This window comes from Desulfosarcina variabilis str. Montpellier (assembly GCF_048565275.1).
GTDB classification, from domain to species: domain Bacteria; phylum Desulfobacterota; class Desulfobacteria; order Desulfobacterales; family Desulfosarcinaceae; genus Desulfosarcina; species Desulfosarcina variabilis.
Map to the genome: position 1 here is coordinate 7,053,047 of NZ_CP159846.1, position 15,574 is coordinate 7,068,620.

The 15,574-nt window shown below is 50.6% G+C and carries 14 protein-coding genes; 8 read left to right on the forward strand and 6 right to left on the reverse strand.

What is annotated here, in order from left to right; all coding sequences use genetic code 11:
- The first annotated feature begins 76 nt into the window (after positions 1-76).
- Positions 77-1,267, forward strand: a complete 1,191-nt coding sequence (locus Dvar_RS31915; protein WP_419657167.1) for an FAD/NAD(P)-binding protein — start codon at positions 77-79, stop codon at positions 1,265-1,267.
- 57 nt (positions 1,268-1,324) lie between these two features.
- Here Dvar_RS31915 and Dvar_RS31920 read toward each other — a convergent pair whose 3' ends face one another.
- Both Dvar_RS31920 and Dvar_RS31925 read right to left on the reverse strand, forming a co-directional pair.
- Positions 1,325-1,552 (reverse strand): methylated-DNA--[protein]-cysteine S-methyltransferase, encoded by a 228-nt coding sequence (locus Dvar_RS31920; protein ID WP_419657168.1) that lies wholly within the window; start codon positions 1,550-1,552, stop codon positions 1,325-1,327.
- A 316-nt stretch (positions 1,553-1,868) separates the two neighbouring features.
- On the reverse strand, positions 1,869-2,666 hold the full coding sequence (locus Dvar_RS31925) for a transglutaminase domain-containing protein (RefSeq protein WP_419657169.1): 798 nt from the start codon (positions 2,664-2,666) through the stop codon (positions 1,869-1,871).
- A gap of 423 nt (positions 2,667-3,089) precedes the next feature.
- On the opposite strand from Dvar_RS31925, the gene Dvar_RS31930 reads away from it, so the two are divergent.
- On the forward strand, positions 3,090-3,587 hold the full coding sequence (locus tag Dvar_RS31930; RefSeq protein WP_419657170.1) for a tetratricopeptide repeat protein: 498 nt from the start codon (positions 3,090-3,092) through the stop codon (positions 3,585-3,587).
- 32 nt (positions 3,588-3,619) lie between these two features.
- On the forward strand, positions 3,620-4,732 hold the full coding sequence (locus tag Dvar_RS31935) for an MbnH family di-heme enzyme (protein ID WP_419657171.1): 1,113 nt from the start codon (positions 3,620-3,622) through the stop codon (positions 4,730-4,732).
- Between the two features lie 371 nt (positions 4,733-5,103).
- Here the strand turns inward: Dvar_RS31935 and Dvar_RS31940 are convergent, their stop codons facing one another.
- Complete coding sequence (locus Dvar_RS31940; protein WP_419657172.1) at positions 5,104-6,552, reverse strand: trimethylamine methyltransferase family protein; 1,449 nt, start codon at positions 6,550-6,552, stop codon at positions 5,104-5,106.
- A 345-nt stretch (positions 6,553-6,897) separates the two neighbouring features.
- Here Dvar_RS31940 and Dvar_RS31945 point away from each other — a divergent pair, with 345 nt between their 5' ends.
- From Dvar_RS31945 to Dvar_RS31960, 4 genes are all read left to right on the forward strand, one after another.
- Entirely contained in the window at positions 6,898-8,529 is a 1,632-nt protein-coding gene (locus tag Dvar_RS31945; RefSeq protein WP_419657173.1) for a DUF6178 family protein, read from the forward strand.
- Between the two features lie 389 nt (positions 8,530-8,918).
- Positions 8,919-9,824 (forward strand): DUF2284 domain-containing protein, encoded by a 906-nt coding sequence (locus tag Dvar_RS31950; protein ID WP_419657174.1) that lies wholly within the window; start codon positions 8,919-8,921, stop codon positions 9,822-9,824.
- A 422-nt stretch (positions 9,825-10,246) separates the two neighbouring features.
- Positions 10,247-10,858, forward strand: a complete 612-nt coding sequence (locus Dvar_RS31955; RefSeq protein WP_419657175.1) for a TetR/AcrR family transcriptional regulator — start codon at positions 10,247-10,249, stop codon at positions 10,856-10,858.
- 92 nt (positions 10,859-10,950) lie between these two features.
- Positions 10,951-11,688 carry a transglutaminase-like domain-containing protein gene (locus Dvar_RS31960; RefSeq protein WP_419657176.1) on the forward strand — a complete coding sequence of 246 codons (738 nt, stop codon included), beginning with the start codon at positions 10,951-10,953 and terminating at the stop codon, positions 11,686-11,688.
- Positions 11,689-11,718: 30 nt separating this feature from the next.
- Here Dvar_RS31960 and Dvar_RS31965 read toward each other — a convergent pair whose 3' ends face one another.
- Positions 11,719-13,206, reverse strand: coding sequence for a sigma 54-interacting transcriptional regulator (locus Dvar_RS31965; RefSeq protein ID WP_419657177.1), 1,488 nt, complete (start codon positions 13,204-13,206; stop codon positions 11,719-11,721).
- A gap of 219 nt (positions 13,207-13,425) precedes the next feature.
- Between Dvar_RS31965 and Dvar_RS31970 the strand changes: the two genes are divergently transcribed.
- The gene (locus tag Dvar_RS31970) at positions 13,426-14,076 is read left to right on the forward strand and encodes a peroxiredoxin (RefSeq protein WP_419657178.1); all 651 of its coding nucleotides are present in this window, start codon (positions 13,426-13,428) and stop codon (positions 14,074-14,076) included.
- Between the two features lie 173 nt (positions 14,077-14,249).
- On the opposite strand, the gene Dvar_RS31975 is transcribed toward Dvar_RS31970, so the two are convergent.
- Both Dvar_RS31975 and Dvar_RS31980 read right to left on the reverse strand, forming a co-directional pair.
- Positions 14,250-14,552 (reverse strand): hypothetical protein, encoded by a 303-nt coding sequence (locus tag Dvar_RS31975; RefSeq protein WP_419657179.1) that lies wholly within the window; start codon positions 14,550-14,552, stop codon positions 14,250-14,252.
- A 67-nt stretch (positions 14,553-14,619) separates the two neighbouring features.
- The gene (locus Dvar_RS31980; protein WP_419657180.1) at positions 14,620-15,549 is read right to left on the reverse strand and encodes an SAM-dependent methyltransferase; all 930 of its coding nucleotides are present in this window, start codon (positions 15,547-15,549) and stop codon (positions 14,620-14,622) included.
- Positions 15,550-15,574: the final 25 nt, after the last annotated feature.

Sequence of the window (15,574 nt, forward strand, 5' to 3'; positions counted from 1 at the left end):
CGTTCGACAGCGTGCTTTTCTTTGCCGAACCATCATCAACGGATCCTTTGATGCACATTTACAAGAAAGCTGGCCAATGCTCCAATTATTGATCATCGGCGGCGGCGTCCACGGCGTCCATGTGGCACATCGTCTGCTGCAGCAGACGCCGCTGACCCGCGACGATATTCGAATTCTCGACCCCCATGATGAATTGCTGTATGCATGGCGTCGGTGCACCCGAAATTGCGGCATGCGGTATCTGCGCTCGCCGTCTGTGCACCACATCGATATTGATCCGTTTTCCCTGGATCGGTATGCCCTGCTCCCTGAAAACCGGTCAGACACCAATTTCATTGCGCCCAAGGACCGTCCATCCGTTGAACTGTTCGATCGTCATTGTCAAATGGTGATCGACAATCACCTTCTGGAATCCTTGCATGTCCGGGGACGCGCTCTGGAGATCCATAACCACCTCACCCACGTAAGCGTTGCCACCACAGCGGAAACGATCCATGCCCGAAGGGTTCTGCTTGCGCCGGGGATGGGTGAGCAGCCCTTCTGGCCGTCGTGGGCGATCCGCCTGAAGGATCAGGGGACAAGGGTTGGGCATGTGTTCGATCCCGACTTCAGCCTGGACGACCTTCAGGCCAAGGGACCCGTTGCGGTAATCGGTGCCGGAATCAGTGGGGCGCAACTGTCGCTGAGGATCGCTGAGAAACAGGACGATGCGGTTTTTTTGATTTCACGCAAGGCGATTCAGGTCATTGATTTCGATTTTGACCCCGGCTGGCTGGGTCCGAAACATCTCGAACGGTTTTGCCGGCAATCGATTGACCAACGGCGGCTGGAGATCATGGCTGCCAGATCCAAAGGCAGCGTTTCCCGGGACGTGAAACTGGCGCTGGAGAATGCGACGGCTCAAAATCGGCTCACCTGCATCGTTGACGACATCACCGATGCGACAGACCAGGCCGGCAGCGCCCATTTAATCGGACGGCTGGACCAATACGATTGCCAAACGATCGTCCTGGCCACCGGTTTCACGGAAAAACGGCCGGGAAACGGGTTCATGGATCAGGTCATCAAGGAATTCGATCTAAAAACCGCTGCCTGCGGATTCCCGGTGACCGACCCCTCCCTCAAGTGGCATGAGCGGATTTTCGTCACCGGCCCCCTCTCGGAGCTTCAAATTGGCCCGTCGGCAAGGAACATCGCCGGGTCAAGACATTCGGGCAGAAGAATCACCGATGCCCTCAACGAGGAATTGACCTCCAGTAAACCTTAATTCTGGAGCGTCTGAAAGTGGACTGGCCGCTTCCCATGCGATCAAGGCCTTTTTCCTTTACGCCCCCCACGGGTATTGATGAATATTTCCAGACTTTGCAATCATTCGATGACAAGAGATGAGATAGGCAACAGGATTGACCGCAATGGCGTTACCGACCGCTCGAAAGGCGTTGGGACGGCCGATATACGAGGCAATATCCTGATAACTGACAACATAACCGTTCGGTATGCTCAGCGGGGCCTTCCATAAGCTGATTTGAAAGTTGGTCCCCTTAATCTGCAAATTAAACGGTTTTGAACGTTTATGAGGATCAATTCTGAATTGTTGTCATAAACTGAAAGAATTGAATTAGATTGATCCCGTCCCACCGCTTGAACAATCGGTTAAAATGGTATTTGCTCAAATATACGCTTTGCGCAATCTCATCGAGGGTCGGCTGAAATTTAAAGTTGGCCTCGATGAATTGAATCGCTTCTTCAATCCTCTTGAAATCCGCTGACTGAAAGGAATAAAGAGACGCATTAAAACATCACCGTTCTTCCCAAACCGGCAATGTCTGCGAGCCCGTCGGGTCAATGTATCTTCACCGAGTCATACCTCAGTAGGGAGGGCCTGGTAGTTGTTCGACGTTGACGTGCATGCTTTTCAGTTCCAGGGGGGCGCCAAATTGCGTGTAGATGGCAACGTCGGCCGCGTCTCGACCGAAAGCGATGGCAACACGCCCACCTTGAAGATCGACCTGTGTTGGATCGAAAGTATACCATCGGTTTCCAACATAGGCCTCAAACCAGGCGTGAAGATCCATCGGTTCGAGGGCCTCGAGGTAGCCCACAACCATTCGGGCCGGTATCGCCAGCGCTCGGCAACAGGCGATGCCCAAATGGGCCATGTCTCGACAGACGCCACGACCCAACTGGTTCAGCTCGGCTGCACTGATTATATCCTGGCCACGTCCAGGCGTGTACCGTATCGAATTCCGGATATAATCAACGATGGCTGTGCATTGATCATAGCCCGGTGCCCAGCCCGCCACGAGGGACGCGGCCATTTCAGTGAAACGATCCGATTCACAATACCGGCTTGGATGGAGAAAAGGCAGGGTTTCATCGGGTAATTGCTGCACTTCGACAAAGGGGGCTCCAGGCGCCGTGTCGGAGGCGTCTGCGGTTTCAATGTCAACGGATGTTCGAACGGAAAAATATCCAGTGGGGGCTACCAGTCGCTGACACAAGTTGCCGAACATATCTGTAAATTCGACTGCTGGGACGCTGGGCGACAAAACGTACTTTTCACGCGCGACCCATTGCTGCCATCCACTGCGTGGGCGCAACATGAGCAAAAAGGGAGTTGGAACCGGAATGTTGAAATCAAGGAAACAGGAAGCATGTAACCACATGACAATCCTTTCCAGGCTTTTAGAGGCCAGTATCCCATTCGCTGCGGCACATTTTCATGCGACTTCAGGATCCCAACCATATTAAATTGAGAGTAGATAGGCCAGCTAATTTTTAAACCATTTGCATAGATATCAGATAATGCAATGGATAAAACCACCCAAAAAGCGTAAAGCGGCAATGATTAAATTTAAATTGATGCTTTTCCTTAGAAGTACACTACACTGTGGACGTTGGAACAATATGTTCGCGAATCTGTTTGCTGAGAACCGAGGGGAGTTCCAATTTATCCACTAAACGGGAATGCACCCCTTGAAAACTCCCACGCGGCTATTTATTGTTTTACATGTTCGGGTATTCGCTTTGCCGAACAGTAACGATCCATAAGATTTAACATGCGCAACGAATCTAAGGAGAAAAATACAATGAAAAAAATGCTAATAGGGCTTTTATCCATATGTACAGCTTTGTTATTTTTAGGCACTGAGGCCTTGGCTGCGGGCAGCAGTGCGAAGCCGGCCCAAGACACGCGCCCCGGCATCTCTCAGTATAATTCCGGTGTAAAATTGATGAAGCAAGGCAAATACGAAAAAGCAGAAAAAAAATTCGAGGCGGCCCTGAAAAAGGACCCCAATCTGGCCGAGGCGCACAACAATTTAGGATACTCGCTGCGTAAGCAGGGTCCCCAGAATTACGAACGGGCGCTGAGTCACTATAATCGGGCCATCGAGCTTAAGTCGGACTTGGCTGAGGCCTATATGTATCGCGGTGTATTGCATGCCTTGATGGGCAATGAAGGCAAGGCCTTAGAAGATCACAGCAAACTGAACCAACTCGATCTTGGTCTTGCAAATGCGCTACAGGCAGCCATTGCCTCCGGCGAGGAACCAGAAGGCCTTGACGGGTTGGTCAATACATGGTGATTAGATGTATCCTGGCTTTCGTCGCAGCCATTATGTTTTCAGTAATCGGCTGCGGGTTTAAAATAGACAATTCATTGAGTTTTGACCAGCAGAGTGAATATGTCTGGCAGGTACCGAATGGTTTCCCTATCCCTTTGGTACCTGCCGACAATCCCATGACGGATAATAAAGTCGAACTTGGCCGACAATTGTTCTACGATTCCCGTTTGTCGGGTGATGGCAGCGTCTCTTGCGCCTTCTGCCATCAACCCAGTTTGGCCTTTACAGATGGCAGAAGCCGGGCGGTGGGTATTCAGGGGAATATCCACCCCCGCTCGGCCATGTCCCTGGCCAACGTGGCCTACAATGCCACCCTTGGGTGGGACGACCCCAGTCTTACGCGTCTCGAAGACCAGATGCTCATTCCTTTGTATAATACGCAACCACCGGAGATGGGCGCAGCGGGTCGCGAAGCGGAGATTCTGAGCCGCTTAAAGAAAGATCGTGACCTGCGTCTGCTTTTTCACAGAGCGTTTCCGGATGACAAATATCCAGTGACAATGCGCAATGTGATCTTCGCGTTGGCGTCCTTTGAGCGCACCTTGATTTCAGGAAACTCACCTTACGACCGCTGGGCTTATGGTGCAGATCCGGATGCATTAAACAAGGATCAGCGTGCAGGGGCCAGGTTGTTTTTCTCAAAAAGATTGAATTGTTTTCGCTGTCATGCCGGATTCAACTTTTCGGGGCCGGTTAAGTATACTGGATCTGAATTGCCCGAGGCCCGATTTCATAACACGGCCCTATACAACGAGGACGGAAACGGCGCTTATCCAAGACCAAACACCGGCTTACACAGACACACCGGTCAAGGTGGTGATATGGGCAAATTTCGGGCTCCTACCCTTCGTAATATCGCCTTGACAGCTCCTTATATGCATGACGGGTCCATTCCCACCTTGGAAGCCGTTTTGGACCATTATGCAGCCGGTGGCCGATCTCGTTTCAACCCTCAAATCGTGCGTTTCAATTCCAACACAGACCCACTGATGACCGGATTTAAACTTTCGCCAGTGGAAAAGAGACAACTCATCGCGTTCCTGAATGCCCTCACAGACCAGATCTTTATCCAACAAGCATTGGAGCAAGAAGTTCTCAATCCATAGATCGTCAGCTTTAGATGAAATCAAATAAAGTTAGCGTTAGGGTTCGCGCAAAAATAAATTCACAAATTGTCAGTGTTCAGGCGCCCGCTCAGCAAGGCGCGAAGACAAAGGAATATCAGGCATATTCCGTGTTTTCGCAACGCCGCTGAGCGGGACGCATGGGCGCTGAAAATGTGAAGTTATTTTTGCGCGAGCCCTTAAATAGAAAACCGGATCCACGTCCTTGTAGCAAACCTATAGACAAGCCTATGATAACCAGATGGTAATCACACGTTCACCAGAAGTTGCCATTAGTACAAGGTATTTTTCGTTTCCGGGGCAGTAAAAAAATCGTATTTCCAGTTATCTACAAGGATGTCAGTTTGTGCGGATTATTGCGATTGGATTGAATCGATGACAGTATCGTTAAGCTGTGGGTAATAGATTTTCTTTTTGGCAGCCTGGATGATGGTATCCTCCCATTGGCTGAACGAATCCACATTTTTCAACGTGTGATCGGCATTCTTCGGGTTACCCTTTTCAGCAATTTCGCGTATTCCAGAAAGCGCCTGATGATCGCCAGGAAAGTACAAGGGGATCATACCTTTATCCTTTGGAATGGCATCGAATACCCTCCTGGAGCGTCTCTCGATCTCGCAGTCTTCTAAAAATTTCTCCAGGCTGAAAAAGTTGAGGCTGCCTAAAGCCCCCATCGCGTGCCGTACAATATGGACCCCGTACTTGCGCAGCGCATTGCGGCTCAATTCTGAATCGATCATTGCCTGGGGAGTCACATCAGATAGACTGGTACTGCCTCCGGTCTGGGCGGAAGGGAATCCTGTAATCCAGGTATTGACCCGCGCCAAGGCAGCGTTGATGAATGTTTGATGGGGAGAACTGTAAGCAAGATTGCCGCTTGAATCGACAATACTGGGTATCCCACAGTGCATGCATGAGATACCCGGGTTGACGGTCTGGGCGACAACCATCATGAAAATCACCTGGGCATGGTTCTGCGTCAGAAACGCTTCCGGGCTACCTGGGCCAGAGATGCCGGCAAGGCTTTGGTCGATCAATAAAAGGTTGTTGCCTGAACGGGCGCTGCGCAAAAAAGGATCCACCATGTTGTTCATTTGCGTCAAGGAGGTAATCAGGCTGGTTCCATCGAGCCAATGGTCCTTTCTTGCTAAAAACTTTACTTCGTCATCTCTCATCGTATTGGTGGTGATCATCTTGAGACCTTGATAGTATTTTTCCATCAACTGGGCGATCTCGAAGAGGGAGATGCTCTTGTCGCAGGCTACCGGCAGACTGAAAATGCCGACAACATCTTGTTGGTCTCGCACCGTGAGGATGATTTTTTCGTATTCCTCGCGGTTAGCCGGACGCAGTTCTTCGTCCCCAGTCCGCTTTAGAAAAGGTGATGTCGCACCGGTGCCAAACGTGTTCATTCCCGGATCACCAGCCATCGTACGGGGTACCTGCGCTAAACAGTGGTCGATATAGTCCCGCTTCAAGGGAATGAAAAACGCCGTTTCATTATCGAAATCCACGGCATCGGCTTCCATAAGAAGATCCATAAGGGGTTGGCTCTCAATGATATTTATACCGATTTCCGTAAGTACGCGTTTTGCGTTTTCGTCAATGCGCTGGTAAACAGCCTTCTCTGCGATCAGGTCGTCGATGTCCTCCATCCGAAATCTAATCTTTCTAAGGACCGTTTCGTCGGTGACATGACGGAAGAGATCTTCATAAATGGCTTTGGCCTTTTCAAACGCTGCCTCCTTTTCCAAGCGTATTCCCTTGTCAAAGGTCTCATCGGCCTGCTGCCTGATTGTCATCGTTCCCCTTTTGAACAGTTGACGGATTCGTAAAAAGCCCGCTAACGGCGTTGGAAAGTGTCTCAAAATGCTCACATATACCATATATGCGCAGCAATTGAGCCACTTTCCGCCTTGTTATCGGGCCTGGTCCAGACTTCTAAAACAGGCTCTAAGATTCGCCGGAGCCATTATAGAATAATGTATCGCACAACTGCTGCCATGTCAACGATATAATTATCTGTAATTATTATTAATTTTTGGTTGACCGTTTTGTCGCGGCATGTCATAAAAGCCAGCGTTTGCGCCCCCAATAATATTCATACATACCAAAATTTTAATCGCCTCGTTTAGTTGGAGTCTGCCATGATTGAACGTGCCGTTGCACCAAAGCGACCTGTCGATCTATTGAATCGTATACTCGAATCACCCCGCATTGTAAAAATAGTTCAGGAGCTACCACCACCTGTATTGACCCGTCTGGTCCGGCATGTCGGCCTGGAAGACGCTGCCGAGATTGTCGCCATGGCCACCGGTGAGCAGCTCAGCCGGGTGTTTGACGAAGACTTGTGGGTTGGTCCACGTCCAGGAAAAGATGAGATCTTTGATGCCGGGCGCTTTATCCTGTGGCTGGAAGTTCTTTTTGAAAACGGCCTTGAATCGGCCATGGAGAAGATCGTCCGGTTCGACGAAGACCTGATCACCCTGGCCCTGACCCGCCACATCCGGGTCCTCGATATGGACGCGCTGTCCGTTCATATTGCCAGACGTGACCGCGGTGACAAGACGTATCTGGTTGACAAGGTGCTTGACGGTGCCTTGAGTCTGGAATTCGAGGGATACCTGGTCATCGCCAAACCTCATTGCGGATGGGATGTCATCAGTACGATGCTGATAGAACTCAATCAGGCCGATGAAGCCATGCTCGACCGCCTGCTGAGACATTGCAGTCGGATCAGCGCGGACTACATCGAAGACAACGGTGGGTTGTACGACGTTTTGACCGCCGAAGAGATGTTGACGGCCGATCTGGCCGGTGAGCATCAGGAGCACCGCCAAAAAGACGGATACGTGCCCCCGGCTTCGGCTGTCGCCTTCCTCGAACAGGCGCGCTCCCAGCCCCTGGCGCAACACGTTGCCAAAAAACAATGGCACTACGACACTCGCCGCTACTTTAAATCTCTGAATACCGACACCGCGAAAACAGCTGCTGCCGACACCGCCATCTCCGATCCAACTATCAACGCCGAACGGCAAAGGGTCCAGGAACTGCTCCAGGAGGCCGAGATCCTTGAATCCCCGGTGACGCAGAGACAGTTGCCCTCAGGCGAATCGCACCCGGAATCAATGCCCCTGGCCCGAGCCATGCGTGCGTTGCGGGAAAACGGATCGGCATCCGATGACCAGCGCCTGGCCGAGACAACCTACCTGGCCAATGTGCTGATAGCCGGTTGCCCGATCTACGGCCGGCGTTTCAGGCCAATGGAGGCGGCCAAAGCGGTGATGGCGACCTGCCAACTGGGAGCCGAACACGTAACGGGCCTCTGCCTGACTACTGTGGATGATAAAGATCTGGCAAATCTCACCACGCTGCTTGTCAATACCGACATGGTGCGCCTGTTCAACTGCGGATGGCGCATTTTGCATGAGAGGATTGGCATGCCGGCTGCCCGGTGCCTTGCGGAACTGATGCGACAGGTAGATGATAATCTCCATGGCAAGCGGCGACGGTATGAACTGGCTGTTAAACGCCTGTCGCTGAATAAAAAGATCAGGGCGAACAGGCCCTGGCTGTTTGTCCCGGAAATTGACGACCTGTTGGGAGAGGTGGACAATGCTGTGCTGGCACAGTTGTCGGACCTGATCAGCGAATATCCCCTCCTGCCCCCCGTATTGCAGCGACCTGAGGATATTGCCCGTCTGCCCGTGATCCGCACCGGCGAGCAGGTGGCTTTAATCAAGCGATTTCTGATCGAACTGACCCCATCTGCAAATTAGAAAAGCCGGTTGTCCGGAAGGCTCAAGCAGATATCTGCTCCAGCATAGGATAAATTCAACTGATTTATGGACCCGTGTTAAGTGTTAAGTTTAAAGTGTTAAGGAAAGGCATCCTATCGATTCCAATATAAAATCAGATCCGATCCACCACTTAACACTTAACACTTGAAACTTAACACTTTCACAAAGCTACCTTGTCGGGAAATTTTCGTCTCTAACTTGAGCTTTCTGGGAAACCGCGTTAGAAAAAAAACCTTCATCCCCCAAATGGGCGATTGCGGCGGCATCGAAATGGTCTATTTTCGTCAATTAACATTTCACGTTGATGGTATAGTCTGATATGTCACACTCGATGTTCAAGTTTTTGTTAATTTGCCCAACTTGCGGCGTTGGAAAAAAATTTTGATCCTCGGAATACTGGAGTATGCCTGTGGTCAAAATTTTTTTCCGCCTTGAATTTGAACAAATTTCCTAAAAACTTGAAGATCGAGTCACAGGGTAAGGAAATAACAATGAGCTTTAACGATTCATTAAAATGTCCCGGCCTGGATCGAACGCTGATAGTCATCCCCCTTGAGCAGCCTTGTCCTCAATGCGGTGAAATTGTTGAGATCTGGTCGGATGAATTGAAACGGCGCTGCGCCGGGTGCGGCATGGTCGTTCACAACCCTAATCCTCTATCTGCAATACCGGATCCAAACATGAATGAGTCGAATCAGTCTGCACACCAAAGCCGCCTGGATGAGCTTGTCACGTTGGCCATAAGTCTGGGAGCCAGCGCGGCGACGGTTGTCGATGCCAAAGATATTCTGGCCGAAGATTATCTGGCGAATCTCTGCCGTGAAGCCAGATGCCCAAACTACGGGCTCTCTCCGACGTGTCCGCCACACGTAAAAGGGCCGGAATGGCTGAGGGACTTTATCAAAAAAACATCCGCTGCGCTTGTTTTTGAAATCGAGGTTTCGCAGGACAGCATGTATTCCGACCGCCGCAGGGAAACCGGCCAGCTTCTCCATTTCATCGCCGCACAGCTGGAAGCAGCGGCAATAGAAAAAGGATTTCTCATGGCCAGGGGATTTGCCGGAGGCTCATGCAAGAATCTGTTCTGTTATGATCACACCCATTGCCAGGTGTTGAGCGGAAACGGCACATGTCGACATCCTGGTCTCTCTCGGCCCTCGGTCTCGGGCTATGGCATCAACATGAATCACCTCCTGAAAAGTGCCGGCTTGAAAAAAAAGAAGGGCGATAACACCCATCCCGTAAGTTCGAGCTATGGGCTTGTTCTATTATAGTTGGAGAAAAGGTTCAGCCATATCAAGTGAGTGAAGTGGATCACAAGATCGGTTCAGCCTGCAGCCAGCTTTCTTAACCCCAATGTCCAGTCAAAAATTACGGAAAGATTGTCCGGCGTGGCAACCTCAGGCATTTTTTCCTCAAATCGTTTGCCCCACCCCTCGCATATATTCGACGCGATGGTCGGCCTCAAAGACTTTCCCAACCATTCAGGTGCATCGTGGGATTGGTTCCGAGCGCGACAAACCTGACGTACAGCAGGAATTCATCGACTCTGATAATGGTGATGGAACGGAAACCTTCCGCCTGGTGAAATTAAATGCAAAAAACATGAACCATAGTTCATTTTTTTCTTGACTAAATATGAACCATAGTTCATGTATTGATATCGTCTAAATCAATGGGAGGTAAAAATGAAGACATGAACTGGAAAAACGGCGAGTACCAACCCAAACAGAAACGGGCCGATGAGAAGAAACGTCACATCCTCGACACCGCCCTTGAACTCTTTTCTGCCCATGGCTTTCACGGAACCACAGCCAAGGCCATCGCGTCTGAAGCCGGCGTTGCCACGGGCTCATTCTACCGGTACTTCAGGGATAAAAAGGCTGCGTTTATGGCCGTTTGCCTGCGCATGGAAGAAGAGCTCGGCGGACGCATGTTCGAATTCGGTTGGCAGATGCGGCAGGAAAAGCACTCGGAGCAGGAAATCCTTGCATCGATGATCCGCTTCGCAGTGACAGGGCATCATCGCAATAAGGCTTTTCATCGAGAGGTCCTGGCCATGCAAATCCTGGATCCTGACGTGGCAGCCTGGACCCGAGCGCGCGAGAAAAGATTGCTCGGCGCGCTATTAAGATTTTTAGAACCCATGCGTTCGAGCTATCGCGTCCAGGATTTGGAGGCAGCCGTAGAGCTAATTTACTATGCCATTGAAGAAGTTTGCCACCGGGCAGTGCTTTTTGATTCACCCGTGGGAGAAGAACGTCTGGTCAAGGCACTGCAGGAAATGTTAACAGGATATCTGTTCTAAGGGCTCGCAAGCCTTGATCTCGGGCTTTTTACGAATCCGTCTGAACGGCGACTTTTTACGAATTCATCAATCATGAATCAGGAAGAATAATAATGAAAACGATCACTACCGGTTCAACGCTATCGACAATGTTGATCGCTTCAGATAGCGGCAGCGCAGGACATTCAGCCCAGGATCATGACGAAGAGCGCATAGAATCAACAGTAAAAAGAATAACCCGAGGCGCTGAAACAGATGCCGAAAAAATGAAGCGGATCTATTATTTTGTTCGTGATGAAATTAAATTCGGATGGATATATCCTCAGGAAATTCCCGCTCAAAAAGTGCTAAAAAATAGAAGGGGTGTTTGCATGCAAAAAGCAAATTTACTGGTTGCCATGGCCAGAGAGGCAGGGTTGAAAGCACGATTTCATTTCATGTATGTTCACAAAACTGCTCTCGATGATTTTCTGCCCCAATTTGCCTACAAGCGATGGATAGATCCTTTTCCGCACGCCTTTCCTGAAGTCTATCTGATTGGCAAGTGGGTGTCCATGGAGGCGACGTTTGACCAAAACCTGCACGAAATTTGTATCAGTAAAAAACTAAACTTCGGGAAAAATGCAAGTATCGTAAAAGATGTTTCCATAGAATTTTCCATAGATGGTGTAAAAGGGCATCAGCAATATGTTCACGCAAAAGAAAAGGCCTCATTTTACGGAGAGGATTTATCAGGCTTTTCTAAATTCATGCATGTTAGTGTACCCTTTTGGAAAAGGATGCTGCAGCCATTTATTTTTAAAAAAGCTCAGAAGATTATCGATCAGTTGAGAAGTGAAACCAAAGGATGATAGAGCTGCCCCCATCTGCATGGGATCGGTTTACTGAATGCCGTACTTTTTTAACTTGCTTTGCAGTGTGGTCGGCTTCATCCCCAGCATTTCAGCGGCACCGCCTTTTCCGTATATTTTCCCGCCGGTCAGGGTCAGTGCCTTTTTCAAATGGATGGTGACCATCTGATCGAAGCTGGAAAGCTGAGAATCACTTTCCTGCGTAATTTTAGAATCCATGCAAAAACTGTCGGCAGGAGACCCGCCGGTGATGATGTGTCTGGAATCGATCAGGCGCCCCTGACTGAGAATGGAAGCCAGCTCAAGCGTGTTTTGCAGCTGCCTGACATTTCCCGGCCAATCAGCCTGCAAAAGGAGATCAACACCTTCCGGGGAGATGGCCAGTTCATTGTGACCGGTACTGGTCCTGATTTGCTGGATAAAATGTTCCGCCAGCAACAGCACATCATTTCCACGATCCCTCAAGGGCGGCAGCGTGATCGGAAAAACATTCAACCGGTAGTACAAATCCTCGCGAAACCGTTTTTCCCTTACCGCTGTGCGAAGATCCACGTGAGTAGCCGCGATCACCCTGACATCCACGTCAATGGTGGTTTCACCGCCAATCCGTTCCAGCTTGCTTTCCTGTAGAACTCGCAATAATTTGGGTTGAATGTCAAGGGGCAGATCTCCGATTTCATCTAAAAACAGCGTGCCGCCGTCGGCCAGTTCGAAACGGCCTTTTCTTAATGCAACGGCACCGGTAAAGGAGCCTTTTTCATGCCCGAAAAGCTCACTTTCGGCCACGCCGGCTGAGATTGCCGAACAATTCACCGCTATAAACGGCGCGCTGAGTCTGGCCGAGAGGTTATGAATGGCCTTGGCGACAACCTCTTTGCCGGTGCCCGTCTCCCCCTGGATCAAAACGGGCGTGTTGGATGCCGCCACCAGGGAAATCGTATCTTTGACCCGGTTCCAATTTTCCGAATTACCCACTAACGCGTTGAGTACCTTTGAGCTGTTGCCCAGCAATAGGTTCCGCTCATTGGTAATGGCCAGGTGTTCTTTTTTCAAGGTCTCCTTATCGTCCGCCTGAGCGATCGACAGAGAAATCAATTTGGAGAGTGTTTTGACCAGTTGAACGTTTTGGGGCGTAAACTTGTTGCACGAATGATGATCAAGGGTTAAAATGCCTTGCAGTTTCTCGTCCAGATAAAGCGGCGCAACCAGACAGGAATGGTCCGCTGGAAAATCGATAATTTCGGCGTAAGTGTCCAGATGGTGCTGGTTCTTGGGGAAAAGGTAGGGGTGTTTGCGTTGGACGATAGAGGCAATGTCCTTGCGGTCGTTCAATGAAAATGAGAAATGGTCCAGGTCCCGGGTTGCGGCTGGCCCTGCAGCCTTCCTAACGGTCAACCTGCCGCTTTCTTCTTCGTAGCTTAAAACAACGGCCAATTCGTACTCAATTAATTCCCGTATCGCTTTTAGCACGATATCCGTGGTCTTCTCAGGGGTAAGGGACGAGATGGAATGCTTCATGGGCTCTCCCCAAAATAATAATTACTGAATGTCGGTGTGACACCGATATACAGTTGCATGTTTAACCGATATTTCGTTGATACACAAGCATCAATACTCATCATTAAAAAAATAGTTATTAAAAACAATGAGATATTTTTTTATAAGGGGTTGGCATCGCGTATGCTTTATCGATGGCAATTGTTTTCACAATAATTAACCAATAAAGGAGCGAAAAGAATGCAGGAATCAAAAATCAATATACCGCTGTTGGGTGACACGTTTCCCGAATTTTCTGCCAGCACGTCTCACGGCCCAATGAATCTGCCGGGAGATCTGAAAGGACAGTGGTTTGTGTTGTTCAGCCACCCCGCAGACTTCACACCGGTTTGCACGACTGAGTTTGTGGCGTTTCAGAAACGCATAAAAGCGTTCGAGGACATGGGTGTCAAACTTATCGGTATGTCGGTCGACCAGGTGTTCAGCCATATCAAGTGGGTGGAGTGGATCGAGGAAAAGCTGGATGTAGAGATCACGTTTCCAATTGTTGCCGCCAATGACACCATTGCAAACAAACTCGGAATGCTGCACCCGGGGAAAGGATCCAATACGGTTCGTGCGGTATTCGTTGTTGATCCGGAAAGCAAAGTTCGCCTGGTGCTTTACTACCCCCAGGAAATCGGGCGCAACATGGATGAAATCGTCCGGGCCACGAAAGCCATGATGGCCTCCGATGCCAACGGTGTCGCCATGCCTGCTGGATGGCCGGATAACGAATTGATCGGAGAAAAAGTGATTGTTCCGCCGGCTCAGAGTCAGGAAGAGGCAAAAAAACGCCCGGATCAGTATGAGTGCTACGACTGGTGGTTCTGTTACCGTGATCTGAAATAGCACCATCGCGATCTGACGCAGTGAGGCTGAATATAATCGAGCCGACCCACAACCCTATAACGTCGCTTTTTCAACAAGGCCAACAGGGCCAACCTATTGTGCGCAAAAAAAGGAAGCGATGTTATAGGGTTTATAATGACCCAATGTTCGGGTTTGTTCCATGTTCCGGCCAATCAACTGTTTTTCATCGCCTCACCAAAGGAAACGTAAATCAGGGCCACCGCAAAACTGCCCGGTCCGCCGGACACATCGGCCAGCGTCTGCTCCAGGTGGGCCAGATCGCCTTTTCCCCGCCCCATGCCGGCGACCAGGGAAAGAACGATCACACCCAATTTGAAAAACGTGAGCAGATTATGGACACGGGTTCCCACACGCAAGCTGTGGGCATGAACGATTGAGAAGAGCACCACCACCGCGCTGGCCAGAACCGTCACCGCCGAGACGGTGAGCCACCTTCGTCCGGCAACCTCCATCACCAGCCACGGCTCGCCGCCGGCACCCAGAAAATAGGTGGCAAAAATGTAATAAGTTCTTGAGCCGTCTTCATCTGAGGGATTCCCCTACGTACAACAGATAAGCCGGCAATTTTTCTTCTCCTATCCTGCTCAAAATCGTGTCGAGGGTTCCGCGGATAATTTTCTGACGCGCCCTGGAACCGGCTTGAGCGACGATGGCCACCGGCGTATTGCCAGGCAATCGTGCGTTCAATCCGCCAATGAAGGCGTTAAGGTTACGCACCATGAAAAATGCCAGGGTCGATCCCTCTCCGATCATCCTGGCCACGATTTCATCCCGGCCATTGTCCAGTCGCCCGATGGTCAGAGCCACGGCGCGGCTCTCACCAACCACGACACTGGTCTGAAGGGCCGCGTTGGCGGCGTTGAAGCTGGAAAGTCCGGGCACGATCTCAGGGTTCAGATCGGCGAATTCTCGCATGTACCCGATGTGCGGCCCAAAAATCGTGGGATCGCCATTGTCGAGGATCACCACATGCTTGCCCTTGGCAACCGCATCACGGATAATTCGGCGCGCTTTTTCCCGCAGGGCATCGATCTCTTCGGAAGATCTGTGCGGTCGCGGGCCCTGGCCGGCGGACTTTCTTTTTTGCCCGTCCAGCGCCTTGACTTTTTGGCCCGATCGAGACGCCCCGCTCCCGCCTTGCGATGCCCCGTAGTAAAACAACCGGTGCCCGGCATCGTATACCAGTTTGCCCGTCAGGATATCACCGTAGCGATCGGTCCGTGCGCCCATGGTGAAAACGATATCCGCGGCGGCAATGTTTTTTTGGGCCCGAAGGGTCATATTGTCGGGATCGCCGGCTCCCATGCTGACCAGTGAAAAGGTGCCCTTGGCCGGAGACTGAGCATTGACGGGCTGGGAAGCGCATCCGGTTATCGCAAGGCCGACAATCATGATTGAAAAGAAAAACGCCAGACCCAGTGCCAAAAGGGATGATCGGAGGCTGTTGTCCATAATGAGAATTCTCTTTATACACGTA

Coding starts and splice junctions, on each gene's coding strand:
- Dvar_RS31915 (WP_419657167.1), top strand. CDS start 77: ATGCTCCAATTATTGATCATCGGCGGCGGCGTCCACGGCGTCCATGTG.
- Dvar_RS31925 (WP_419657169.1), bottom strand. CDS start 2,666: ATGTGGTTACATGCTTCCTGTTTCCTTGATTTCAACATTCCGGTTCCA.
- Dvar_RS31930 (WP_419657170.1), top strand. CDS start 3,090: ATGAAAAAAATGCTAATAGGGCTTTTATCCATATGTACAGCTTTGTTA.
- Dvar_RS31935 (WP_419657171.1), top strand. CDS start 3,620: ATGTTTTCAGTAATCGGCTGCGGGTTTAAAATAGACAATTCATTGAGT.
- Dvar_RS31940 (WP_419657172.1), bottom strand. CDS start 6,552: ATGACAATCAGGCAGCAGGCCGATGAGACCTTTGACAAGGGAATACGC.
- Dvar_RS31945 (WP_419657173.1), top strand. CDS start 6,898: ATGATTGAACGTGCCGTTGCACCAAAGCGACCTGTCGATCTATTGAAT.
- Dvar_RS31955 (WP_419657175.1), top strand. CDS start 10,247: ATGAACTGGAAAAACGGCGAGTACCAACCCAAACAGAAACGGGCCGAT.
- Dvar_RS31960 (WP_419657176.1), top strand. CDS start 10,951: ATGAAAACGATCACTACCGGTTCAACGCTATCGACAATGTTGATCGCT.
- Dvar_RS31965 (WP_419657177.1), bottom strand. CDS start 13,206: ATGAAGCATTCCATCTCGTCCCTTACCCCTGAGAAGACCACGGATATC.
- Dvar_RS31970 (WP_419657178.1), top strand. CDS start 13,426: ATGCAGGAATCAAAAATCAATATACCGCTGTTGGGTGACACGTTTCCC.
- Dvar_RS31980 (WP_419657180.1), bottom strand. CDS start 15,549: ATGGACAACAGCCTCCGATCATCCCTTTTGGCACTGGGTCTGGCGTTT.